This is a genomic window from Amycolatopsis sp. NPDC045836 (assembly GCF_056431745.1).
The window spans coordinates 36712-58447 of sequence record NZ_JBWKKF010000017.1 but is presented as its reverse complement, the minus strand read 5'-3'; the positions used below and the strand labels follow the sequence as shown (position 1 = coordinate 58447).

General features: G+C 70.9%; 27 protein-coding genes. 12 read left to right on the top strand and 15 right to left on the bottom strand.

All coding sequences use genetic code 11. The features are described from left to right. Window positions 1-253: 253 nt before the first annotated feature. The gene (locus tag AC07EG_RS29315) at window positions 254-1084 is read left to right on the top strand and encodes an ECF transporter S component (RefSeq protein ID WP_478256439.1); all 831 of its coding nucleotides are present in this window, start codon (window positions 254-256) and stop codon (window positions 1082-1084) included. 42 nt (window positions 1085-1126) lie between these two features. Here the strand turns inward: AC07EG_RS29315 and AC07EG_RS29310 are convergent, their stop codons facing one another. Beyond that, window positions 1127-1984, bottom strand: coding sequence for a 3-hydroxybutyryl-CoA dehydrogenase (locus AC07EG_RS29310; protein WP_478256438.1), 858 nt, complete (start codon window positions 1982-1984; stop codon window positions 1127-1129). Window positions 1985-2081: 97 nt separating this feature from the next. Then, on the bottom strand, window positions 2082-2270 hold the full coding sequence (locus AC07EG_RS29305; RefSeq protein ID WP_113695569.1) for a DUF3073 domain-containing protein: 189 nt from the start codon (window positions 2268-2270) through the stop codon (window positions 2082-2084). Between the two features lie 185 nt (window positions 2271-2455). Between AC07EG_RS29305 and AC07EG_RS29300 the strand changes: the two genes are divergently transcribed. After that, on the top strand, window positions 2456-3367 hold the full coding sequence (locus AC07EG_RS29300) for a DUF8083 family protein (protein WP_478256437.1): 912 nt from the start codon (window positions 2456-2458) through the stop codon (window positions 3365-3367). Here the strand turns inward: AC07EG_RS29300 and AC07EG_RS29295 are convergent. The 3 genes from AC07EG_RS29295 to ygfZ all read right to left on the bottom strand — a co-directional run bounded on the left by AC07EG_RS29295 (window position 3364) and on the right by ygfZ (window position 6106). Next, window positions 3364-4320: an asparaginase gene (locus tag AC07EG_RS29295; protein WP_478256436.1), complete on the bottom strand. Its 957-nt coding sequence runs from the start codon at window positions 4318-4320 to the stop codon at window positions 3364-3366. The two genes, AC07EG_RS29300 and AC07EG_RS29295, sit on opposite strands and share 4 nt — an antisense overlap. Beyond that, complete coding sequence (locus tag AC07EG_RS29290; protein WP_478256435.1) at window positions 4317-4892, bottom strand: RsiG family protein; 576 nt, start codon at window positions 4890-4892, stop codon at window positions 4317-4319. The genes AC07EG_RS29295 and AC07EG_RS29290 overlap by 4 nt, the downstream gene beginning before the upstream one ends. A gap of 86 nt (window positions 4893-4978) precedes the next feature. Continuing rightward, a complete protein-coding gene (ygfZ, locus tag AC07EG_RS29285) occupies window positions 4979-6106 on the bottom strand; it encodes a CAF17-like 4Fe-4S cluster assembly/insertion protein YgfZ (protein WP_478256434.1) in 1128 nt (375 codons plus the stop codon). A 29-nt stretch (window positions 6107-6135) separates the two neighbouring features. Here ygfZ and AC07EG_RS29280 point away from each other — a divergent pair, with 29 nt between their 5' ends. Then, window positions 6136-6984, top strand: a complete 849-nt coding sequence (locus AC07EG_RS29280) for an aminodeoxychorismate lyase (protein ID WP_478256433.1) — start codon at window positions 6136-6138, stop codon at window positions 6982-6984. On the opposite strand, the gene AC07EG_RS29275 is transcribed toward AC07EG_RS29280, so the two are convergent. The 9 genes from AC07EG_RS29275 to AC07EG_RS29235 form a co-directional block, all read right to left on the bottom strand. Continuing rightward, window positions 6975-7679: a hypothetical protein gene (locus tag AC07EG_RS29275; RefSeq protein ID WP_478256432.1), complete on the bottom strand. Its 705-nt coding sequence runs from the start codon at window positions 7677-7679 to the stop codon at window positions 6975-6977. The genes AC07EG_RS29280 and AC07EG_RS29275 overlap by 10 nt on opposite strands. Before the next feature lie 17 nt (window positions 7680-7696). Continuing rightward, entirely contained in the window at window positions 7697-8557 is an 861-nt protein-coding gene (locus AC07EG_RS29270) for a 5-oxoprolinase subunit C family protein (RefSeq protein ID WP_478256431.1), read from the bottom strand. Then, complete coding sequence (gene pxpB / locus AC07EG_RS29265; protein WP_478256430.1) at window positions 8554-9165, bottom strand: 5-oxoprolinase subunit PxpB; 612 nt, start codon at window positions 9163-9165, stop codon at window positions 8554-8556. Before pxpB ends, AC07EG_RS29270 begins: the two co-directional genes overlap by 4 nt. A gap of 11 nt (window positions 9166-9176) precedes the next feature. Next, entirely contained in the window at window positions 9177-9791 is a 615-nt protein-coding gene (locus tag AC07EG_RS29260) for a heme-binding beta-barrel domain-containing protein (protein WP_478256429.1), read from the bottom strand. A gap of 174 nt (window positions 9792-9965) precedes the next feature. Then, window positions 9966-10274 carry a DUF1416 domain-containing protein gene (locus tag AC07EG_RS29255; RefSeq protein WP_478256428.1) on the bottom strand — a complete coding sequence of 103 codons (309 nt, stop codon included), beginning with the start codon at window positions 10272-10274 and terminating at the stop codon, window positions 9966-9968. Beyond that, window positions 10274-11110 (bottom strand): sulfurtransferase, encoded by an 837-nt coding sequence (locus tag AC07EG_RS29250; RefSeq protein ID WP_478256427.1) that lies wholly within the window; start codon window positions 11108-11110, stop codon window positions 10274-10276. The genes AC07EG_RS29255 and AC07EG_RS29250 overlap by 1 nt, the downstream gene beginning before the upstream one ends. 44 nt (window positions 11111-11154) lie before the next feature. Further along, window positions 11155-11583 (bottom strand): DUF4395 domain-containing protein, encoded by a 429-nt coding sequence (locus AC07EG_RS29245; RefSeq protein ID WP_478256426.1) that lies wholly within the window; start codon window positions 11581-11583, stop codon window positions 11155-11157. Between the two features lie 262 nt (window positions 11584-11845). Further along, entirely contained in the window at window positions 11846-12268 is a 423-nt protein-coding gene (locus tag AC07EG_RS29240) for a TlpA family protein disulfide reductase (protein WP_478256425.1), read from the bottom strand. 1 nt (window position 12269) lies between these two features. Then, window positions 12270-13160, bottom strand: a complete 891-nt coding sequence (locus tag AC07EG_RS29235; RefSeq protein ID WP_478256424.1) for an LmeA family phospholipid-binding protein — start codon at window positions 13158-13160, stop codon at window positions 12270-12272. A 175-nt stretch (window positions 13161-13335) separates the two neighbouring features. Between AC07EG_RS29235 and AC07EG_RS29230 the strand changes: the two genes are divergently transcribed. The 6 genes from AC07EG_RS29230 to pstB all read left to right on the top strand — a co-directional run bounded on the left by AC07EG_RS29230 (window position 13336) and on the right by pstB (window position 19146). After that, window positions 13336-14082 carry a winged helix-turn-helix transcriptional regulator gene (locus AC07EG_RS29230; protein WP_478256423.1) on the top strand — a complete coding sequence of 249 codons (747 nt, stop codon included), beginning with the start codon at window positions 13336-13338 and terminating at the stop codon, window positions 14080-14082. Between the two features lie 10 nt (window positions 14083-14092). Then, window positions 14093-14968 (top strand): mycothiol synthase, encoded by an 876-nt coding sequence (gene mshD, locus AC07EG_RS29225; RefSeq protein WP_478256422.1) that lies wholly within the window; start codon window positions 14093-14095, stop codon window positions 14966-14968. Window positions 14969-15190: 222 nt separating this feature from the next. Then, on the top strand, window positions 15191-16330 hold the full coding sequence (gene pstS, locus AC07EG_RS29220; RefSeq protein ID WP_478256421.1) for a phosphate ABC transporter substrate-binding protein PstS: 1140 nt from the start codon (window positions 15191-15193) through the stop codon (window positions 16328-16330). A 181-nt stretch (window positions 16331-16511) separates the two neighbouring features. Continuing rightward, complete coding sequence (gene pstC, locus AC07EG_RS29215; RefSeq protein ID WP_478256420.1) at window positions 16512-17432, top strand: phosphate ABC transporter permease subunit PstC; 921 nt, start codon at window positions 16512-16514, stop codon at window positions 17430-17432. A gap of 4 nt (window positions 17433-17436) precedes the next feature. Further along, complete coding sequence (gene pstA, locus AC07EG_RS29210) at window positions 17437-18363, top strand: phosphate ABC transporter permease PstA (RefSeq protein ID WP_478256419.1); 927 nt, start codon at window positions 17437-17439, stop codon at window positions 18361-18363. A 6-nt stretch (window positions 18364-18369) separates the two neighbouring features. Further along, the gene (gene pstB, locus AC07EG_RS29205; protein ID WP_478256418.1) at window positions 18370-19146 is read left to right on the top strand and encodes a phosphate ABC transporter ATP-binding protein PstB; all 777 of its coding nucleotides are present in this window, start codon (window positions 18370-18372) and stop codon (window positions 19144-19146) included. 6 nt (window positions 19147-19152) lie between these two features. On the opposite strand, the gene AC07EG_RS29200 is transcribed toward pstB, so the two are convergent. Continuing rightward, window positions 19153-19722: a TIGR03086 family metal-binding protein gene (locus AC07EG_RS29200; RefSeq protein ID WP_478256417.1), complete on the bottom strand. Its 570-nt coding sequence runs from the start codon at window positions 19720-19722 to the stop codon at window positions 19153-19155. An 85-nt stretch (window positions 19723-19807) separates the two neighbouring features. Here AC07EG_RS29200 and AC07EG_RS29195 point away from each other — a divergent pair, with 85 nt between their 5' ends. The 3 genes from AC07EG_RS29195 (at window position 19808) to AC07EG_RS29185 (ending at window position 21710) form a co-directional block, all read left to right on the top strand. Further along, a complete protein-coding gene (locus tag AC07EG_RS29195) occupies window positions 19808-20716 on the top strand; it encodes an EamA family transporter (protein ID WP_478256416.1) in 909 nt (302 codons plus the stop codon). Between the two features lie 302 nt (window positions 20717-21018). Then, complete coding sequence (locus AC07EG_RS29190) at window positions 21019-21222, top strand: hypothetical protein (protein ID WP_478256415.1); 204 nt, start codon at window positions 21019-21021, stop codon at window positions 21220-21222. Then, complete coding sequence (locus tag AC07EG_RS29185) at window positions 21219-21710, top strand: helix-turn-helix domain-containing protein (protein WP_478256414.1); 492 nt, start codon at window positions 21219-21221, stop codon at window positions 21708-21710. Before AC07EG_RS29190 ends, AC07EG_RS29185 begins: the two co-directional genes overlap by 4 nt. Window positions 21711-21736 lie beyond the last annotated feature (26 nt).

The window sequence follows — 21736 nt, the reverse complement described above, 5'->3', positions numbered from 1 at the left end:
GGCGGTGCTGTCGACGTTCGCTCCAGCCCAGCCGGAAGCGCGGGCGCTGGCATGACCGGTCTCCTGCAACGCCCGAGGTGGGTTCGAATCGGGCTGGCCGGAGTGCTGGGCTGCCGAAGGTCCCCCCGGTCGCCGTTTGCGGCGCCCCAATCGGGAGCGGAGGCGCCGGCATGACCGCTTCCCCGAAGCATCCGAGAGGCGTGCGCGGCGGGCTGCGTTCGGTGTTGGCCGGGGTGCTGGGGGTGTCGCCGACGTGACCGGCTTCCTGGAGCGGCCGAAGGTCGTTCGCATCTCGCCGCGGTCGGGGGTGGTGTTGGTGGTGGCGGCGGTCCTCGGGCTGTCGATGTTCTTCTGGCCGTTGTTCGCCGCGCCCCAGCCGGGGGCACAGGCGCATTCGGCCGACGCCCCGTTCATCTTCATGTTCACCCTGCCGGTGCTGATCCTGATCGTGCTGGCCGAGGTGTCCGGCGGCGGCATCGATTCGAAGGCGCTGGCCATGCTGGGCGTGCTCTCGGCGATCAACGCCGGGCTGCGGCCGCTCGGCGCCGGCACCGGGGGCGTCGAGCTGGTGTTCTTCCTGCTCGTGCTGGCCGGGCGGGTGTTCGGGCCGGGCTTCGGGTTCGTGCTGGGGTCGACTTCGCTGTTCGCGTCGGCCCTGCTCACCGCCGGGGTCGGGCCGTGGCTGCCGTTCCAGATGCTGTCGTCGTCGCTGCTGGGGCTGGGCGCCGGACTGCTGCCGCACCGGGTCCGGGGCAGGGCCGAGATCGCCATGCTCGCCGCGTACGGCGTGGTGGCGGCCTACTTCTTCGGCTTCGTGATGAACATGTGGTTCTGGCCGTTCCTGGCGGGCACCTCGATGGACCCGGCCACCGCCGGCCTGGCCTTCGTCCCCGGCGACGACCTCGGCGCGAACCTGCACCGGTTCTTCGTCTTCTCGCTGCTCACCTCGACGTTCGGCTGGGACACCGGCCGCGCCGTCACGAACCTGATCGCGATCCTGCTGGTCGGCCCCGCCGTCCTGGCCACCCTGCGCCGGGCCGCCCGCCGCGCGGCCTTCACCGCCCCGGTCACCTTCCACCCGTGACCACGCACCCGGACCACCCGTCCGGGTGCGTGGACCGCGGGGTCAGCCGTAGGAGTAGAAGCCCCGGCCGGACTTCTTGCCGAGCAGGCCGGCGTCGACCATGCGCAGCAGCAGCGGCGGCGACGAGTACAGCGGCTCCTTGAACTCGGCGTACATCGAGTCCGCGATCGCCTTGATGGTGTCCAGGCCGATCAGGTCGGACAGCCGCAGCGGGCCCATCGGGTGCGCGGTGCCCAGTTCCATGCCGCGGTCGATGTCCTCCGCCGAGGCGAAGCCCGATTCGATCATCCGGATCGCCGAGAGCAGGTACGGCACCAGCAGCGAGTTCACGATGAACCCGGCCCGGTCCTGCGAGCGGATCACCGTCTTGCCGAGCACCTCGGTCGCGTGCGTGTCGGCGGCCTTCACCGTCTCCTCGCTGGTCAGCAGCGAGGGCACCAGCTCGACCAGCGGCAGCACCGGCACCGGGTTGAAGAAGTGGATGCCGATCACCTGCGACGGCCGCTTGGTGGCCATGCCCAGCTTCATGATCGGGATCGACGAGGTGTTGGAGGCGAACACGGCGTCCTCGCGCTCGACCACCTTGTCCAGCGAGCCGAACACCTCGACCTTGGCCTGCTCCTGCTCGAGGATGGCCTCGATGACCAGGTCGCGGTCGGCGAAGGCGTCGAGGTCGGTGGTGAAGCGCAGCCGCCCGAGCGCCGCCTCGGCGTCCTCTGTGGAGAGTTTGCCGCTGCGCGTGCCGCGTTCGAGTGACTTCTCGATGCGCTTGCGCCCAGCGTCCAGCGCAGGCTGGGACACCTCGCTGACCACCACGTCGAGGCCAGCCCTCGCGTGCACTTCGGCGATACCCGAGCCCATCAGGCCCGCACCGATCACTCCGACTCGTTCAACCCGCACCGTTGCCTCCTAGTTGGACCCTGTTCGCGGAGGCGGCACGCGTGAGGCGAGGGTGGGCCGCCGGGGTAACCGGCCAACCCACCCTCGCCCTACACGTTCAGCGGCGATACTCGTCGTACTCGTCGGCGTACGGGTCCTCGTATCGCTGATCGTCCTCGCGCTGTTCGCCGTCGGAGGACCTACCAGACAGCTCGCGCTGCAAAGCGTCGAAGTCCGTGTCGTGGGTGGAGTACTTGAGCTCCCGCGCCACCTTCGTCTGCTTAGCCTTAGCCCGGCCGCGCCCCATGGCTCGACCCCCTCGCACAGGGGCGGGGCGGCCGGGGGTAGCGGCGGCCCCGCATCGTCTCGACAATTCTTTCCTGAACACACCGTACCGTGTCCGGGGGGTGGAATGCGACGCGGCACGGTGTGCAAGACGCGACATTGACCTCCGGTGGTGATCGGCCCTGGTAGCCGTGTCACGATTCACGGGTGCTTCGTCCGTTCGTGGCCTACCTCCGGGTGTACGAGCCGCTGTCCGCGTTCGGCGAGAACGTCGACCCGCGCCTGGCCGAGGCGGTGGAGAAGGCGAGCCTGAGCCGGGCGGCCGCCGGGGAGCGCGAGCAGCGGATGTGGCTCCGCTCACAGGTGACCACGCCGACCCGGCTGCTGCCCGCCGAACTGGTCGACGGCCGCGCCGCGCCCAGCGCGAAGACCGACCTCCTGGTGCTCGACCCGGCCGAGGTGCCGGTGGTGCCCGACGGCGGCGCCGAGGTCGGGCCCGGCCCGCTGGTCTGCCCGCTGGAGCTGCGGGCCCGCTCGGCCGCCGCGCTGGTGAACTTCCTCGGTGACGCCCACCCCGCGCTCCGGGCCGCCGTGCTCACCGCCGGCGGGGCGACCGCCGAGTCCGTCCGGGCCAAGACCGCCGCCGCGCTGGCCGAGCTGCGCGGTTCGGTGGTCCACGTGCTGTCCACCACGTGGACCGTGCCGCTGCCGTGGTTCGCCCTGGTCGACCCCGACCAGCGGCGGCTGGTGCTCGGCTCCTCCCGGCACGACCACCGGCGTGAACTGTCCTGGCGGGTGGCCATGGGCGACGCGCTGCGGCGGGTCGAGGAGGCGTACGAGCTGGTCGAGCAGACCTTCGGCGACTCCGGCCCCGGCCGGGTGCTGGAGGAGACCGGCCGCTGGCTGTCCCACTTCCACCCGGCGTCGGCGGTGGAGCTGGACTACGGCGGCCTGGTGCAGCTGATCGCCGACCCGATCCTGGAGTCGGACAAATCGGCCGAAGACGTGCACAACATCCTCGACGCCCTGCGTGAAGGCAACGTCGAGGAGCTGGCGGAGCTGTTCGGCGAGCTGCGGGACTACTGGAGCGAGCTGGCCGCCCGCGAGCGGTTCAACTAGAACACCACCCGGAAGCCGCCGACCTCGCGCCCGCCGCCGAGCACCCAGCCCGCTCCCCGGCCGAGACCGTCCAAAACGGACGCCGCGGCCGCCGATGCCGGGGTGTGCCCGAGCCGTCGCAACGCGGCCACCAGCACCGCCTCGCGGACGCGCTGACCGCCGTCGTCGATCTTCACCGTGACCGCGGAACCGTCCGGCAGGGCCACCGCGTGCACGCCTTCGGCCCCGCCCTTGGCCAGCAGGCCGTCGACGGCCAGCATCAGCACGGTGTCCTCGCGGCCGGTGCCGCCGATCAGCCACGGGTGGGCACGCATCACCCCGGCGATCCGCTGCTCGGCCTCGTCGTCCGAGGTGACCAGCCGGGAGAACGACCGCGCCAGCCCGGCCAGCGAGAAGGCGAACAGCGGTGCCCCGCAGCCGTCGACCCCGGTGTGCGCGATCTCCTCGCCGATCACGTCCTCCACGGCCTCGCCGATGATCCGCTGGAGCTTGTGCTCCGGCGAGAGGTAGTCGTCGGTCGACCAGCCGCGCTGCACGCAGGTGACCAGCATGCCCGCGTGCTTGCCGGAGCAGTTCATCGCCAGCCTGCCCGGCTCGCCGTCGCGGATCGCGGCGATCCGGCTGGGGCCGTGCAGCGGGTAGTCGGCCGGGCAGCGCAGGTGGGCTTCGGTCAGCCCGTACCGCCCCAGCAGCTCGGCGACCCGGCGGACGTGCTCCGGCTCGCCGTTGTGCGAGGCGCAGATGATCGCCAGGTCCTCGTCGCCGACCTCGAGCCCGGCCCGCAGCATGCCGAGCGCCTGCAGCGGCTTGTTCGACGACCGCGGGTACACCGGGACGCCGGTTTCGCCGAGTTCGAGCACCGGCTCGCCGCCGGGGCCGGTGATCAGCAACGACCCGCGGTGGACGCTCTCGGTGAAACCGGAGCGGACCACCTCGACGAGCGTGGGGTTCAAGAAGCGTCCTCGCGTTTCCCTCGTTCACTGGCGAGCAGTTCGTCGACCGAGGCCAGCCCCTCGGCGTAGCGGCCGGCGATCTCGCCGTTGATGGCGTCGACCACGGCCTGCACCTCCCGGCGACGGGTGGAGACGGACTCCTCGGTGCGGACGTAGTCGGCGAGCGTCGCGGCGAGCTTGTCGTCGGTCAGCTCGGTGACGTCGGTCAGGTCGGAATCACCCGCCAGCGCCTCGGCCTGGCGCCGGTAGTCACCGGCCCGTGAGGGCTCCAGCTGCTGGAGCCTGCCGAGCCCGGCCGCCGGGCCGAGCGCGTTGTCGGCCAGGATGCTCGCCAGCTGGTCGACCACGCTGCCGGACAACCCGCCGCTGGAGCGGCGCTGCTGCTCGGCGCGCACGATGTCGATGCGCGCGTGCAGCACGCGGCGCAGGTAGGACAGATCGGTCTCCTCCTGCGCGGCCTCGTTGCGGCGCTCGCGCAGCGTGTTGAGCGTGAGGTCGTCGAGCCCGCGCAGGTAGTCGGGGTTCAGGACGCGGTCGATGCGACGGCGTCCACCAGGCCGGACTTCAATCACGTGACCATCCTTCGTGCTGCGCCCCGGGTTCCGCGACGGGGTACCAGTGTGGCGCAAAACTTCGCTTGCGGAAGGGACCGACCCGCTCAGCCTCGCAGCCGGGCGGCTGCCTCGCGGCCGGGGGCGGCCTTCTCCGCGGGCACCGAGTCCGGGTCGACCCGCGCCTGCACCCGCCGGTCCTCGGCGCCGGCCAGCAGTTCTTCGGTGGTCGGCGCGGACCGCTTGAGCAGGGCCAGCGCGATCGGCCCCAGTTCGTGGTGCTGGATGACGCTGCCCACCCGGCCGACGGTCTTCTCGCCGAGCAGCACCGGATCACCCGTTTCGGGGGTGATCTCCGGGGACCCGTCCAGGTGCAGCAGCACCATCTGCCGCGGCGGGCGGCCGACGTTGTGCACCTTCGCGACCGTCTCCTGGCCGCGGTAGCAGCCCTTGGCCACGTGCGCGGCCGAGCCGATCCAGTTGACCTCGTGCGGGATCGTGCGTTCGTCGGTGTCCACGCCGATGCGGGCGTGCAGTGACTCCACGCGCAGCGCGTCGAAGGTCCAGCTGCCGGTGGGCCGGGCCCCGGCGTCGGTGCTGCGCGTCCACCAGTCGACCAGGTCGGCGCGCGGCACGGCCAGGTCGACGCTGCTGCGGCCGGGCCACGGCACGCGCCGCGCGAAACCGCCGTCGAAGCCGGTGACGCTGTACGGCGCTTCGCCGAGCGCGATGCCGAGCGCGTCGAGGACCCGGTTCACCTCGGGGCCGAGCAGGGTGAGCAGGGCGTGGTCGGCGGTGGTGTCTCGAATGTCCACTTGGGACCAGAACTTCATCGCCTCGAGGTAGCCGAGCAGCGGCTGCTGCCCGCCCTTGGGCAGCGCGCTGGTGGCCACCGCGCCGGGATCGGTGTCCAGGTGCACGGTTCCGCCCGTGTGCGCCAGCACCATGTGCGACTCCACCCGGCCGTGGGAGTCCAGCACCAGCGCCTCGGTGCCGCTGTCCGGCGCCAGCTCGGTCACGTGCTGGGAGAGCACCAGGTGCAGCCACGACAACCGCTCCGGCCCGCTGACGCTGATGAACTCGCGGTGCGACCGGTCGACCACGGCCACCGACCTGGCCGCGGTGCGCTGCTCGGCGAACGGATCACCCCAGTGCCACGGCACGCCTGCCTCCGGATGACCCTCCGGCGGCGCGATCACACGCGGAAGTTCGAGCAAGGGTGAGCTGTAGGGCATGGCTACATGCTAGTGAGTAGGGTCGTCGCATGCGCGTGCTCGCTTTCCTGGACGGAACCCTGGCCGATCCCGACGCCGCCCACCTCCGGGTCACCGATCTCGGCCTGCTCCGCGGTGACGGCATCTTCGAAACGATCCTGGTGGCGGACGGCGAGCCGAGGGAGCTGGGTCCGCACCTGGACCGGCTGGCCCGCTCGGCGTCGATGCTCGACCTGCCGGAGCCGCGGGCCGAGGACTGGGAGCGCGCCGTCCGCACGGTCGTCGAAACCTGGCCCGGTGACGGCGAAATCGCGGTGAAACTGGTGCTCACCAGGGGTCTGGAGGGCGACCCGGCGGCCACGCCGACCGCGTTCGCCCTCGGCCTGGAGATCGATCCGAAGGTGCTGCGCGCACGGGCCGAAGGCGTGGCCGCGGTGACGCTGGACCGCGGTGTCGCCCCCGACCTGGCCGAGCGGGCGCCGTGGCTGCTGCTGGGGGCGAAGTCGTTGTCCTACGGCGTGAACATGGCCGCGTTGCGCGAGGCGGACCGGCGCGGGGCCGCAGATGTGATCTTCACCGCTACCGACGGATCGGTGCTCGAAGGCCCGACCGCGACCGTGGTGCTGGTGCGCGGCCGGACCCTGTCGACGCCCCCGGCGACGCTCGGCATCCTGCCCGGCACCACCCAGGCGGCGGTGTACCGCGGTGCCGAGCGGGCCGGGTTCGACTGCCGCATCGAATCGCTGACCGTGGCCGACCTGCACTCCGGTGACGGGCTGTTCCTCGCCTCCTCGGTGCGCAAGCTGACCAGGGTGCACACGCTCGACGGCAAGGCGCTGGCCGACTCGACCGCACTGCACCGGGAGCTGAGCGCGGCCTACGAAGCCGTCTACGCCTGATCCAGCACCCGCAGGAGGCTGCGGAAATTGCCGTGGCTCAACGCCTTCTCGCTGAACGCGCCACGCAGTTCGCCGGCGGTGATCGGCGGGGCGTCCAGCCGGGAGATCCGCACCACCTGCGGCACCACGCCTTCGGCGAGGTAGGCGGCGATCTTGTGGTGCCCGTCCAGGATGAAGCCGCTGTAGCGCTGCTTGCCCGCCAGGTGCAGCAGTGCCGCGGTGGGGCGGTAGCCGGCGCGGATGGCGGTCCGGTAGTAGCCGACCCGCGCCTCGTCGGCGGGCGGCCACTCGTCGGTGGGCACCAGGTAGCGGTCCGGCTCGTCCTCGTGGACCCACTTCGGTTCGTCGGCCACGACCCCCGTCACGTACCAGCCGCGCTGGTCCGGTGCCGCGGTGAACAACGGCTCCGGGCCGCACAGCTCGTAGCGCCCGGCCACCAGCAAGCCGGTCAGCGCTCGCAGCGTCTCGGTCAGCGGCCGCCGGATCTGCCCGGTGGCCAGCGCGATCCGCAGCCGGTCGGCCAGCTCCGGCCGTTCCGGTGGACGCGGTGCCCGCGCGATCAGCCTGCCGATCGACCCCTCGTACGCCGAACTGTCCAGCACCGCCGCGGAGCCGCGGAGGTACAGCAGGCTCTCGACGTAACCGGACTCGGTGACTCTCCCCCTGATGTCGACGACACCCTCGTCGCCGCTCACCGTGACCTCTTCCATACTCAGGTCGACGAGCGGAAGCGCAGCTTGGTTCCTGGCCGTGCCTGCGCCAGTGCGGCGAGTGATTTCGCTCGCACTACCCCGAGTACCGGATAACCGCCGGTGCTCGGGTGGTCGGCGAGGAAAACCACTGGCAGGCCGCTCGGCGGCAGCTGGATCGCGCCGGTGAGGATGCCTTCGCTGGGTAGTTCCGCGCCCGCACGGTCAGCCGTTCGGCGCAACGGCGGCCCGTCGAGCCGGAGGCCGACCCGGTTGGACTCCGGGGTGACCGTCCACGGCCCGGCGAGCTGCGCGGCCGCGTCGTCGAACCAGTCGTCGCGCGGACCCAGCCGGACCGGGATGCTCAGCTCGCCGGGGTGCACCGGCGGCGCGAGCACGTCGACGCCCGCGGGCACGCCGGTGGGCGGGCCGACCGGCAGCACGTCGCCCGCGGCCAGCGGCGGCGGGCCGATCTCGGACAGCACGTCACGCGACCGGCTGCGCAGTTCCGGCTCGACGGCCACGCCGCCCGAAACCGCCAGGTAGCAGCGGAGCCCGGTGGCCGGGGTGCCGAGCGCAAGCGTTTGCCCCGGCCGCAGGTGCAGCGGCACGTGGGAGCCCATCGGCCTGCCGTCGACCGTCACCGCCACCGCCGCGCCGGTCACCGCGACCGTGCACGACGCCCCGGCCCGCACCCGCAGGCCACCGAGCAGCGCCTCCACGCCCGCCGCCGATTCGGGATTGCCGACCAGCCGGTTCGCCAGGCGCAGCGCGGGTTCGTCCAGCGCACCGGACGGCGGCACGCCGAGGTGCGCCAGGCCGGGCCTGCCGAGGTCCTGCACCAGCGCCGACGGACCCGGCTCCAGCACTTCGAGCGTTCTCACGGCACGCTCCGGAAGCGCACCCGGTCGCCGGGGGACAGCAGCGCGGGCCGGTCGGCACGCGGGTCGAACAACACGGCACCGGTGCGCCCGATCAGCCGCCAGCCACCGGGTGAGGACCGCGGGTAGACCCCGGTGAACTCACCCGCCAGCCCGACCGACCCGGCGGGCACCTTCGTCCTCGGCGTGTCCAACCGGGACTGTTGCAACGGCTCCGGCAACCCGGTCAGATAACCGAAGCCCGGGGCGAAACCGGTGAACGCGACGGTGTACTCGGCGCCGGTGTGCAGTTCGACCACCTCCGCGGGGCTGATCCCGGCGGTCCGCGCCACCTCGTCCAGGTCGGCGCCGTCGTAGTGCACGTCCAGGGTGATCTCCCGCGGGTCACCGGCGGGCGGGTGCGCCAGGTCGGCGGCGTCGACCAGGGCGCGGATCCCGGCGAGCGCCCCGGATCCGGGCGCCACGGCGACCAGCACGGTCCGCGCGCCCGGCACGAGCTCGGTGACGTCCGGCAGGTCCGCGGCGGCGACCACCGCGCGGACGGCACCGGCTTCCTCGAGCGAGGAGCACTCGATCAGCGTCGCGTCGGGGCCGTAGGGGAGCCAGCGCATCGGGCCGCGGTTCAGCCCACCACGCGGCGCAGGTAGGCGGACACGTGCGGCTGCATCTCCTCGCCGACCATGGCGCGTTCCTCCACGTAGCCCAGGTCGGTGTTGTTGATCAGGCCGTACAGCCGCTTCGCGCCGGTGACCTCCTTGGCCGAGGTGCTGCGCACCACCGCGTCGGTGGCCATCTCCCAAGAGGTCAGGTTGCGCGGCTCACCGTAGAACAGCTCGACGATGCCGGTGTTGTGCGCCAGCAGCAGCTCGAAGGAGTCGTCCGGCTGCGGCCGCCACCAGCCGGTCTCGCGGGCGGCCTGGCGGATGACCCCGCCGTTCTCGTCGAGCAGCCAAGACCGCGCCTCGTGGTAGAGGAACGGGCGGCCGTCGTGCGCGATGGTCAGCTGCTGCGCGAACCGCCGCGGCCCGTCGATGGTGGGGTAGCTGATCTCGCCCTCACCCCGCCAGACGCCGACGAGGGGCAGCAGGGGCACGCACTGGGCGTGCAGCTCCGGGCCCTCTCGCAGGTTCGCGGTGTCCGCCGGAATGGGCAGGTCGCCGAACTGGGGCAGGTTGAGCGCGCGCGTGTGCTCCGCGCGTTCAGCCGCGGCCTGGATGGCGTCGTCGCCGGAGGACATGGGTCAGCGGTTGTCGGTGTAGAGGCGGTACACCACGTACGCGGCGAACCACGTCACCAGGAGGCCCGACAGCACCAGCAGCACCGTGAAGAAGATATGCACGCGAGCAGCTTAACCGGAGAAGGAACGAGGGGCGCTCCCGGCTGGGAACGCCCCTCGGGCCAAAAGCCGTGGTCAGGAGACCGCGACCGCCAGCCGGTGCAGGCCGGGGCCCTCGGCGGTGACGCTCGCCTCACCGTTCCCGGTGCGGTGCAGCGCGCGGACGGTCCACTCACCGGGCGCCGCGTAGAAGCGGAAGTCGCCGTCGGCCGAGGAGACCACCTCGCCGGTGAAGTCGCCGCCGGAGTCGAGCAGGCGGACGAAGGCACCGCCGACCGGGCCGCCTTCGCCGGTCACCTTGCCGGCCAGCACGACCTGGCCGTTGGTGTCGAAGTCCGCCGGGGTGGCCTCCTGGACCGGAGCGCCGCAACCGTCGTCAGCCATCACTTCGCTCCCGTCTCGACCGGCACGCCGACCAGCGAGCCGTATTCGGTCCACGATCCGTCGTAGTTCTTCACGTTCTGGTAGCCGAGCAGCTCGCGCAGGGCGAACCAGGCGATCGAGGAGCGCTCGCCGATCCGGCAGTACGCGATGGTCGGCTTGCCCTCGTCGAGGCCCTCCGCGGCGTACAGCTCCTTGATCTCTTCCTCGGTCTTGAAGGTGCCGTCCTCGTTGGCCACCTTCGCCCACGGCACGTTCAGCGCGCCGGGGATGTGGCCGGGCACCTGGGACTGCTCCTGCGGCAGGTGCGCCGGGGCGAGCAGCTTGCCGGAGAACTCGTCCGGGGACCGCACGTCGACGAAGTTGTTGCTGCCGATGGCCTGCACGACCTCGTCGCGGAAGGCCCGGATCGAGTGGTCCTGCTCCTTGGCCTTGTACTCGGTGCGCTCGCGCTTGACGTCACCGGTGTCGAGGGGGCGGCCGTCCAGCTCCCACTTCTTGCGGCCACCGTCGAGCAGCTGCACGTTCTCGTGGCCGTAGAGCTTGAAGTACCAGTAGGCGTACGCGGCGAACCAGTTGTTGTTGCCGCCGTAGAGGATGACCCGGTCGTCGTTGCTGATGCCCTTCTCCGAGAGCAGGGCCTCGAAGCCCTCCTTGGAGACGAAGTCGCGGCGGACCGGGTCCTGCAGGTCCTTGCGCCAGTCGAACTTCACCGCGCCGCGGATGTGGCCGCCGTCGTAGGCGGTGGTGTCCTCGTCGACCTCGGCGAAGACCACACCGGGGGTGTCGAGGTTCTCTTCTGCCCATGCTGTGGTGACCAGCACGTCTTCACGGCTCATGGAGCGGCACTGCCTTTCTTGGGTCGGACTTGCTTTTCTCTGCGTCAGGTGGGTGTCGGGGTGAAGCGCCGGATCAGCAGGTACACCTCGCAGCCGAGGCAGAAGTTGAACGCCGCGTTGAGGAAGGCGGCGAACAGCGCGAACGCCGTGGCGACCACCCCGAGCGCGGTGACCCCGGTGGCGTAGCCGATCGTGCCGACCAGCGCGAACACGAAGCCGACGGCCTGGGCGAACCGCAGCGGCGCCGCGTCCTCCCGCTCGGTCGTGGGCTTCAGGCGCGGAGCGACCAGGTGGCGGTAGAGCAGTGCGTAGGGCGCCGGTTTCAGGCCGGCGAACGCGCCGATGGCGAAGACCACCGTCTGGGCGGCCAGCAGCGGCCACCAGCCGGTGACCAGCACCACGGCGAGCACCACCGTGGTCAGCGCGGCGGCGAAACGGGGGCCGCGGGGATCGACCGCTGGTCCTGCCGGCATGTCACCTCCTGGGCTCTCGGCGGGCGCGAACGCGCGCGGGTATCACGCGTGGGGAGCTTGGGGAGAAGGGTCCACCGATGACGGCGGTGGACGCGTCAGCGGCGACAGAGGCTGCTGCGGACCCGGCACAGGTCGACCGCGCGCCGCTGGGTCAGGAACCAGCGCCGCACGGGGTAATCCGACCGTGGCGAGTGCACGAGCGCCAGCCTACCCACGCCTCTCTCAGAGTGGGAACACCGCTCACCTGATGAGACGGATCCCGCTATGCGGACGTCTTGAGGTAGGGCGAGAGGGCTTCCAGCAGCTCAGGGCCCTTCGGCACACCGCCGACGCGCAGCAGTTCGCGGCCGTCCGGGGCGTAGGCCACCGTGGTCGGCGTCCGCAGCACCCCGAGCCGCTGGGCGACCTCCGGCTGGTTCGTCACGTCGAGGTCGACGTGCGCCAGCCCGTCGGTCCGCCCCGCGAGGTGGGTCAGCAGCGCGCGCGTCTGGCGGCACGGCGCGCAGAACGTGGTGGACAGCTGCACCAGGGTGACCGGGGCGCCGCCGCCGAGCGCCTCGGCCACCGGTGCGGGTAGTTCGTCGATCATCTTCGGTCGCTCGATCCGGCCGTCGCGCCGCCGCAGCAGCACGCCCGCGGCGGTCGCCACGACCAGCGTGCCCAGCAGCACCCAGACCCCGGTCAAGTCAGCCTCCCGCGTTCGCTCCGGCTCCGGCGAACGAGACGTTCTTCGCCTCGCCCTTCAGGATCACCGCGCCCTGCTCCACGCGCACCGCCTTCGGCGTCACCTCGAACGGGAGGCTGCCGGCGTCGACGGTGGCCTTGAAGTTGGGCAGCAGCGCCTTCTGCACCTGGGGGGGAACGATCGTGGTCTCGCCGTCATTCCCGAACTGGAGCCGTTCGGGGGTGATGTGGATGGCGGTGCCGTCCAGCTCGATCATCGCGAAGCAGTACAGCTCCAGCTTCTCGCCGGCCAGCTGCAGCGTGCCGGACATCCGCACGCCGGCGGAGGCGTCGTCGAGCGCCTCGTCCCCCGGCTCGATGGTGGTCGGTGCCTCGGGGTCGGAGCCGCCGTTGCGCACGTACTCCTCGTCGGCCGGGTCGATGCGCAGGTTCTCGATCTTGGTCAGCGGCTCCACCCGGGCGATGTCGCTGTCCTTGATCTTGACCGCCCCCTCCAGCGTGCCGATCTTGATCGCCGCCACCCTGCCGCCCATCAGGTCGGACAGCGGGGCGTCGACGTCGCGGAGGTCCGCCTTGAGCTCCACGTCCCGCAGCACGTCCTGGATCGGCACGCCGACGGCGGACAGCGAGATGTGACCGTACTCACCGCCGAGGGCCTGGGTGAGGAACGGGAAGCCGTGCACGGTGACCGACGGGTCCTCGGTCAGCTTGAACTGCTCGCGGGTCTTCTGCGAGACCGTGTGCTCGGCGAAGGCGGCGGCGCCGAAGTCGGCCGCGGTGAGCACCGCGGCCAGCACCACCACCACGACGATGATCCGCCGGGCCCGCCTGCCGCCCCCTCGCCGCTCCGGCCGTGGGGCGTTCGTCTCGTACTGGGTCACCGGGCCGCTCACTCGTCCGCGCTTCCTCTCACCAGGGGTTCTGGATCGACGCAAGCTGCCGTGATCGGATGTGACCAAGGCGGCAGCGCTATGTCTTTCCCGTGTTCAGTCGCTATTCTCACTCAGCACCGACCGGGGCCGTTTCTCCGAAGCGGCGTGCTCGCGAAACCGATAAGGCGGTGTGGCGATGAGCCTGGACCTGCTGGTGCTGACTGCGGAACCGGAGGCCACTTCGGTACTGCCCGCGCTGGAACTGCTGCCGCACACCGTACGCGTCCGGCCGCCGGAGGTCACCGCCCTGCTCGACGCGGGCCACCGCGACGTCATCCTGCTCGACGCGCGCACCGACCTGGCCTCGGCCAAGAGCCTGTGCCGCCTGCTCAAGGGCACCGGGGACGAGGACGGCGCCACCCCGGTGATCGCCGTGGTCGGCGAGGGCGGCCTGGTCGCGGTCAGCGCCGAGTGGCGCACCGACGACATCCTGCTCCCCACCGCGGGCCCGGCCGAGGTGGACGCCCGGCTGCGGCTGGTCAGCACCCGCGACGGCAGCGGTCAGCAGGCCGACGCCGAGGTCCGCATCGGCGACCTGGTGATCGACGAGGCGACCTACACCGCGCGCCTGCGCAAGCGCACCCTCGAACTGACCTACAAGGAGTTCGAGCTGCTCAAGTACCTCGCGCAGCACGCGGGCCGGGTGTTCACCCGGGCGCAGCTGCTGCAGGAGGTCTGGGGTTACGACTTCTTCGGCGGCACCCGCACGGTCGACGTGCACGTCCGGCGGCTGCGCGCCAAGCTCGGCCCCGAGCACGAGCAGATGATCGGCACCGTGCGCAACGTGGGCTACAAGTTCGAGCGCCCGGTCAAGAGCGCCGGCAAGCCGGTCGCCGCCGAGCCGTCGGCCGAGGTGCCGCGCCAGGAGTTCAGCACGCGGTAATTTCGGCTGCATGGTCAACACGCGGTGGTCGGAGCAGCTGGACGAAGCCGGGCAGGTGCGCGAGGTGCTGCGCGCCGCCCGTGAGGCGGACGGGCGGCCGGAAGCGGCCGAGCCGCCGTCCGGCGGGCTGCACCTGCTGGCGCACGAGGACGGGTCGCTGGTCGGTTACGCCCACCTCGACACCGCCGGGGACGCTTTCGGCCGCCAGGTCGCCGAGCTGGTCGTGCACCCGGACCACCGGCGCCGCGGGTACGGCACCGCGCTGGCGCGGGAGCTGTTCGCCCGTGACGGCGAACTCCGCGTGTGGGCGCACGGCGACCACCCCGGTGCCGCCAGGATCGCCGCGAACCTCGGCCTCCGGCGTGCGCGGGAGCTGCTGGTGCTCTCCGCCGGGGTCGAAGGCCAGGACTGGCCGGAACCCGGGCTCGCCGACGGTGTGTCGCTGCGCACCTTCGTGGCCGGCCGGGACGAACAGGCCGTGATCGCGGTCAACGCGCGTGCCTTCGACTGGCACCCCGAGCAGGGCGCGTTCAGCGTCGACGAGCTGGTCGCCACCGAGCGCGAGCCCTGGTTCGACGCCGACGGCTTCTTCGTCGCCGAGCGCGACGGCGAGATCATCGGTTTCCACTGGACGAAGGTGCACCCGCCGAACCCGGCCCGGTTCGGCGGCGAGCCGGTCGGTGAGGTCTACGTGGTCGGCGTCGACCCCGGCGCGCAGGGCGGTGGCCTCGGCAAGGCGCTGACCCTGGCCGGGCTGCGGTACTTGCGCGCGCGGGGGTTGCGCCAGGTGATCTTGTACGTCGAAGGGGACAACGCACCCGCCGTCGCCGTGTACACGAAACTGGGTTTCCAGCGCTACGAAGTCGACGTGCAATATTCCCGTTAACCCACCGCCAGCGACTCGTCACGGTCGGCAAACGCCCAGGTCACGGGCAGGACACGAGCGGCTGTCGAGGCTAGTAGCGCTGCTCACAATGGCCGCCTTGTTCACCTTCCGTTCATTTATTGACGGTCAGCCGTCCACTGTCGCTGCCTACTGTCCGGAGTCGTCGCGGCCAGCCGCCGCGGCCGAACACCCCCGGACTCTCTTCCACGCGGAGGAAATGCAGTGAAGATCAAGCGGCCGCACGCGGTCATCGGCCTGGTGGCGGGCGCCGCCCTCGTGCTGACGGCCTGTGGCTCCGACCCCGCGGCGACCAACAACAGCGCCCCGCAGACCGGTGCCGCCGCGGCCCCGTCCGGCACCGCCGAGGTCGAATGCGGTGGCAAGAGCCCGCTGTCGGCTGAAGGCTCGTCGGCCCAGAAGGCCGCGATCGACATCTTCGCCCAGCAGTACCAGCGCAAGTGCGCCGGCCAGCAGATCAACTACAACCCCAGCGGGTCCGGCGCCGGCGTCAAGCAGTTCATCGCCAACCAGGTCGACTTCGCCGGTTCCGACTCGCCGCTGAGCGCCGAGAAGGGCGAGGTCGAGAGCGCCAAGCAGCGCTGCGCCGGCACCGAAGCCTGGAACCTGCCGCTGGTGGTCGGCCCGGTCGCGGTCGCCTACAACCTGCAGGGCGTGGACAAGCTGGTGCTCACCCCGGAGGTGACCGCCAAGATCTTCAACGGCGGCATCAAGACCTGGGACGACCCGGCCATCAAGGCGGTCAAGGGCAACGAGAGCCTGAACCTGCCCGCCAAGCCGATCCAGGTCGTCTCCCGCTCCGACGAGTCGGGCACCACCGACAACTTCCAGCTGTACCTGCAGGCCGCCGCGCCGCAGGCGTGGACCCAGGGTGCGGGCAAGCAGTTCAAGGGTGGCGTCGGCAACGGTGCGGAGAAGTCCAACGGTGTGGTCGAGGCCGCCAAGGCCGCCGACGGCGCGATCACCTACGTCGAGGCCGCCTTCGCCAAGGACGGCGTGAAGGCCGCGCAGATCGACAGCGGTGCCGGTGCGGTCGAGCTGACCGCGGAGAACGTGGCGAAGACCCTGGAGGCCGCCAAGTTCAAGACCGAGGGCAGCAACGACCTCGCGCTCGACCTGAACGCGATCTACGCCAGCAAGGCCGCGGGCACCTACCCGCTGCTGCTGGTCACCTACGAGATCGTCTGCTCGAAGTACACCGACCCCGAGGTCGCCAAGGCCGTCCGTGCCTTCCTGAACGTGGCCGCCACCGACGGCCAGCAGCCGCTGGCGGACAAGGGTTACGTGGCCATCCCGCAGGCGCTGCAGGAGAAGGTGCTGACCGCGGTCAAGGCCATCGCCTGACCTGCTTGCGGACAGCTTGAGACGAGGGTAGAGACAGGCCAAGGCGATCATGCCGATGAACGAGCCAACCTCGACGCGGACGCCCACCGGTGACCCCGGTGGGCGTCCGCCGTCCGCATTCGTGCCGGAGGGTCCGATTTCCGAGCAACCAGCCCCCGCCAGCGCTCCCAAGGGGGGCAAGGTGCGGCCGGGCGACCGCATCTTCAAGAACCTGACCACCGGCAGCGGCGTCTTCGTCGTCGTCCTGATCGGCCTGATCGGGTTGTTCCTGCTGCTGCAGGCCATTCCCGCGCTGCAGGCCAACCAGGTCAGCTTCTTCTCCAGCACCTGGGAGACCAGCGACTCGAAGAACCTGCGGTTCGGCATCGCCGACCTGCTGGCGGTGACCGTGGCCACCTCGCTGGTCGCGCTGGTCATCGCGATGCCGGTTTCACTGGGCATCGCGTTGTTCCTCACCCAGTACGCCCCGCCGCGGCTGGCCCGGCCGTTCGCCTACGTGATCGACCTGCTGGCCGCCGTGCCGTCGATCATCTTCGGCCTGTGGGGCCTGCTGTTCCTGGCGCCGGCCATCGAGCCCGGCGCGCAGTGGATCAACGACACCTTCAGCTGGCTGCCGATCTTCGGCGACGGCAACATCGCGCCGAACATCCGCAGCACCATCTTCACCGCCGGCGTGGTGCTCGCGGTGATGGTGCTGCCGATCATCACCTCGCTCACCCGCGAGGTCTTCGAGCGCACGCCGACCGCGCAGATCGAAGGCGCGCTGGCGCTGGGGGCCACCCGCTGGGAGGTCATCCGGACCACCGTGCTGCCGTTCGGCAAGGCGGGCTACATCGGCGCCTCGATGCTCGGCCTCGGCCGCGCGCTCGGCGAGACGATCGCGTTGTCGATCATCCTGTTCATCCCGGTCGGGCGGACCTTCGACTGGAGCGTGTTCGACGGCGGCGCCACCTTCGCCTCGAAGATCGCCTCGAACTACGCGGAGTTCAACGACGTCACCTCGGCGGGCGCCTACATCGCCGCCGGTCTGGTGCTGTTCCTGCTGACCTTCGTGGTCAACTTCGCGGCCCGGTCCATCATCGGCGACAAGAAGGGGGACTGAAGGCGTGACCGCGACGATTCCCGACGCCGACCGGCCGGCCGTCACACCCGCGTTCCAGCAGGTCAGCCTGGCCCGCAAGAGCAAGAACGCGGTGGCCACCGTGCTGGTCTGGCTGGCCTTCCTGGTCGCCGTGGTGCCGCTGATCTGGGTGCTCTGGACGGTGGTGGAGAGCGGGATCACCCGTATCCCGTTCACCAACTGGTGGACCGAAGACTTCTCCATGGTGCTGTCCGACGAGGTCGGCGGCGGGGTGCTGCACGCCATCATCGGCACCCTGCTCCAAGGCCTGGTCTGCGCCGTCATCGCCGTGCCGCTGGGCCTGCTGGTGGCCATCTACCTGGTGGAGTACGGCAACCGGTCCCGGCTGGCCAAGGTGACCACGTTCATGGTCGACATCCTCTCCGGGGTGCCGTCGATCGTGGCCGCGCTGTTCATCTACGCCCTGTGGGTGACCACGCTGGGCCTGCCGCGCAACGGCTTCTCCGTGTCGCTGGCGCTGGTGCTGCTGATGGTCCCGGTGGTCGTGCGGTCCTCGGAGGAGATGCTCCGGATCGTGCCGGACGACCTGCGTGAAGCCTCGTACGCGCTGGGCGTGCCGAAGTGGAAGACGATCGTGAAGATCGTCCTGCCGACCGCGCTGAGCGGCATCATCACCGGCATCATGATGGCGCTGGCCAGGGTGATGGGCGAGACCGCGCCGCTGCTGGTGCTGGTCGGCTACTCGTCCTTCGTGCACTGGGACATGTTCTCCGGCGAAATGGCCTCGTTGCCGCTGCTGATCAACAACGAGCGCGCGACGAACTCGATGACCGAGGGCAGCGTCGGCTTCGACCGCATCTGGGGTGCCGCGCTGACGCTGGTGCTCATCATCGCCCTGATCAACCTCGCGGCCACGCTCATCGGGCGCCTGGTCGCCCCCAAGAAGAAGTAGGAAACGATGGCCAAGCGCATCGACGTCAAGGACGTGGACATCTACTACGGCAAGTTCCACGCGGTGGACAGCGTGACGCTGTCGGTGCCGCCGCGGAACGTGACGGCGTTCATCGGGCCGTCCGGCTGCGGCAAGTCGACCGTGCTGCGGACGCTGAACCGCATGCACGAGGTGATCCCGGGCGCCAGGGTCGAGGGCCAGGTGCTGCTCGACGGCGAGGACATCTACGCCGGTTCGGTGGACCCGGTGCAGGTCCGGCGCACCATCGGCATGGTGTTCCAGCGGCCCAACCCGTTCCCCACCATGTCCATCCGGGACAACGTGGTGGCCGGGCTGAAGCTGGCGGGCACGAAGAACAAGAAGCAGCTGGACGAGGTGGCCGAGCGGGCGCTGCGCGGGGCGAACCTGTGGAACGAGGTCAAGGACCGGCTGAACAAGCCGGGCGGCGGCCTCTCCGGTGGTCAGCAGCAGCGGCTCTGCATCGCGCGGGCCATCGCCGTGCAGCCGGACGTGCTGCTGATGGACGAGCCGTGCTCGGCGCTGGACCCGATCTCCACGCTGGCGATCGAGGACCTGATCTCCGAGCTGAAGAAGGAGTTCACCATCGTCATCGTCACGCACAACATGCAGCAGGCGGCGCGCGTGTCGGACCAGACGGCCTTCTTCAACCTGGCCGGCGTCGGCCGCCCCGGGCAGCTGGTGGAGCTGAACGACACGGAGAAGATCTTCTCCAACCCGGACCAGAAAGCGACCGAAGACTACATCTCCGGCCGCTTCGGCTGAGTTCCCCTAACGCGGACGGCGGCCGAGGTAGCGGAGCAATTCCGCGGCCTCGCCGCCGTTTTCGCCGTCCAGGGCCGGTGCGTACGCGCCATACGCCCGCAACGGCTCGACGATCGCCTCGGCGGTCGGCCGCAACTCGCGTGCCAGCTCGTCGGACAGCGGCGACGGCTGCCCGGTGGCGACGGCGATGTCCCAGGCGTGGATCGCCGCGTCGAGCGCGCACGCCCCGGCCCCGATGGCCACCGGCAACTTGTTCGGCGGCACCGGCACCGGCACCTCGGTGGCGTTGTCGTCCACGGTCGCCCATGCCTTCGCGGCGGCTTCGATGGCCGCCTCCACGATTTCCCTGGGGTCTCTGCCACCGAGTTCCCCCGACGGCGCGAAGGGGTCCTCTGAGGGTCCGTCGCCGCCGGTGAGGAACGCCGCGAATCCGAGCTGGTCCCCGGCGGCGTGCTGGAGGACCTGGGTCACGTTCCACTGGTCGCAGGGCGTCGGGCGGGTCCACCCGTCGTCGGGCACCCCCTGCACGGCGGTGCGGAGGGCCTGGTGAGCTGCTTCGAGCGTCTTCTTCCACATGCCATGAGTGTAGCAGAACGGAACGCTCCATTCCAATAGATCCCACGGAGTCGGGGTGGCCGGAACGGATTGGTACGTTCGTCCCATGGTCAGTGCGTACATCGGCGGCGCCGGGGAGCCGCTACCGAGGCCCGGTCTGCTCGCCATCGCGGGGCGGACGCTGGGTGCCATCCCGCCGACGTTGCAGGTGCTCATCGGTATCGTCAGCGTGCAGGTCGGGGCGGCTTTCGCGAAACAGCTGTTCGCCGTCGCCGGTCCGGCGGGCACGGTGACGCTGCGCCTGTTCTTCGCGGCCGTGGTGCTGCTGCTGATCTGGCGCCCGGCCCTGCGGATGGGCCGCCGCGCGGTGCCGGTGGTGCTGGGTTACGGCTTGGTGCTCGCCGCCATGAACATCTTCTTCTACCAGGCGATCGCCCGGATCCCCCTGGGCATCGCGGTGACCATCGAGTTCCTCGGCCCGCTCGGCGTGGCGCTGGCGGGCTCCCGCCGCTGGCGGGACGCCCTGTGGGCCCTGCTGGCCGCCGGCGGTGTCGTCCTGCTGTCGGAGACGCGGGGGGACATCTCCCTGCTCGGCATGGGTTTCGCGCTGGCCGCGGGCCTGTGCTGGGGCCTGTACATCCTGCTGGGTGCGGCGCTGGGCAACCGCACCAGCGAGGGCAACGGCCTGGCCCTGGCGATGGCCTTCGGCGCCCTGGTCGCCATGCCCACCGGCATCCTGGACACCGGCACCGGCCTGCTCGACCCGTGGGTCCTGTTCATCGGCCTGATGGTGGCCCTGCTGTCGTCGGTCATCCCGTACTCGCTGGAACTGGAGGCCCTGCGGAAGATCCCGCCGAGGGTGTTCGGCATCCTGATGAGCCTGGAACCCGCGGTGGCCGCCGTCGCCGGGCTCCTGGTCCTCGGTGAGGCGCTCCACCTGCCGCAATGGCTGGCCATCTGCTGCGTGGTGGCCGCCTCCATCGGCGCCACCCGCACCGCCAAGCCCGACGTCTGATCCGGGCTTTGGCATGGGGTGCAGATCAATCACCCTCCACGTTGCTCACTCTTGCAGCCGAGTGCACGCTGAGGCCGTGAATTCACATTCATGGGTGGGAAGCGAATCCGGCTGAGGAAGACTCCGCCGCGCTCCCGGCTGCCCGTCGGCCGAGAACCTGTGTTCCCAAGGGTTTCCGCGGCCGGTCGCCACCCCGCAACGCCGACGCGCGGCCAGGTGAAGGTTTGACTTCCCCCGCCCCGCGCTCCCCATGGTCGATACTGGCATATGCCACTATTGACCATGGGAGGGGGACGGTGGACATGGTTCAACGACGGGATCAGCGAGCACTCGTCCGGTTGCTCAGGACCGACCGCGACGTGGGTGCCGTGATGGTGCGCCTGGTCAGGGAGATCGACGAAGCCGAGTTCGACGCCGCCGGGTGGCGGCAACTCGCGGAGCTGCTGACCGGCTTGGCCGAGGAGGCGCGCCGGCGCGCCGCGCGGGTCGAGGGAGGGGACCGATGAGCCGCACGGCCGTGGACCCGGACTTCGACCAGTCCCTGCGCGAAGCGCTCGGCGAACGGTTGCGCCTGCTCCGGCGGGCTCGCCGCCTCAGCCGCGAACAGGTGTGCGCGCTGCTGCACAACGACATGTCGATCGGCACCCTGGGCAGCTACGAGTCCGGCGCCCGAAGATTGACCGTGTCGCGGCTGGTGGAGCTGTGCGAGGTGCTCGGCACCACCGCGCACGAGGTGCTCGCCCAGGTCCACGACGACCTGCGGCGGCCGGGGCCGCGCCTGCACGTGCGACTGAAGTTGATCACCCAGGCGCGTGATCCGGAACTGCGCCCGCTCCGCGCTTGGGCGATGGCCCTCGCCGCCACCCAGCCCGCCGGCCCCGACCCGATCATCGAACTGGACGAAACCACGCTGGCCCAAGCCGCCACCCTCTGCCGCCTGCCCCCGGCCGAACTGCTGCGACGCCTTCATGATGAGGCGCGCTGGTTGCACTAGACCCGCGAACTCCTTTCGTGGGCCCG

Coding starts and splice junctions, on each gene's coding strand:
- AC07EG_RS29195 (WP_478256416.1), top strand. CDS start 19,808: ATGGTCAGTGCGTACATCGGCGGCGCCGGGGAGCCGCTACCGAGGCCC.
- AC07EG_RS29200 (WP_478256417.1), bottom strand. CDS start 19,722: ATGTGGAAGAAGACGCTCGAAGCAGCTCACCAGGCCCTCCGCACCGCC.
- mshD (WP_478256422.1), top strand. CDS start 14,093: ATGGTCAACACGCGGTGGTCGGAGCAGCTGGACGAAGCCGGGCAGGTG.
- AC07EG_RS29250 (WP_478256427.1), bottom strand. CDS start 11,110: ATGAGCCGTGAAGACGTGCTGGTCACCACAGCATGGGCAGAAGAGAAC.
- pxpB (WP_478256430.1), bottom strand. CDS start 9,165: ATGCGCTGGCTCCCCTACGGCCCCGACGCGACGCTGATCGAGTGCTCC.
- AC07EG_RS29245 (WP_478256426.1), bottom strand. CDS start 11,583: ATGCCGGCAGGACCAGCGGTCGATCCCCGCGGCCCCCGTTTCGCCGCC.
- AC07EG_RS29280 (WP_478256433.1), top strand. CDS start 6,136: ATGCGCGTGCTCGCTTTCCTGGACGGAACCCTGGCCGATCCCGACGCC.
- AC07EG_RS29305 (WP_113695569.1), bottom strand. CDS start 2,270: ATGGGGCGCGGCCGGGCTAAGGCTAAGCAGACGAAGGTGGCGCGGGAG.
- AC07EG_RS29190 (WP_478256415.1), top strand. CDS start 21,019: ATGGTTCAACGACGGGATCAGCGAGCACTCGTCCGGTTGCTCAGGACC.
- AC07EG_RS29255 (WP_478256428.1), bottom strand. CDS start 10,274: ATGGCTGACGACGGTTGCGGCGCTCCGGTCCAGGAGGCCACCCCGGCG.
- AC07EG_RS29230 (WP_478256423.1), top strand. CDS start 13,336: ATGAGCCTGGACCTGCTGGTGCTGACTGCGGAACCGGAGGCCACTTCG.
- ygfZ (WP_478256434.1), bottom strand. CDS start 6,106: ATGCCCTACAGCTCACCCTTGCTCGAACTTCCGCGTGTGATCGCGCCG.
- AC07EG_RS29185 (WP_478256414.1), top strand. CDS start 21,219: ATGAGCCGCACGGCCGTGGACCCGGACTTCGACCAGTCCCTGCGCGAA.
- AC07EG_RS29260 (WP_478256429.1), bottom strand. CDS start 9,791: ATGTCCTCCGGCGACGACGCCATCCAGGCCGCGGCTGAACGCGCGGAG.
- pstB (WP_478256418.1), top strand. CDS start 18,370: ATGGCCAAGCGCATCGACGTCAAGGACGTGGACATCTACTACGGCAAG.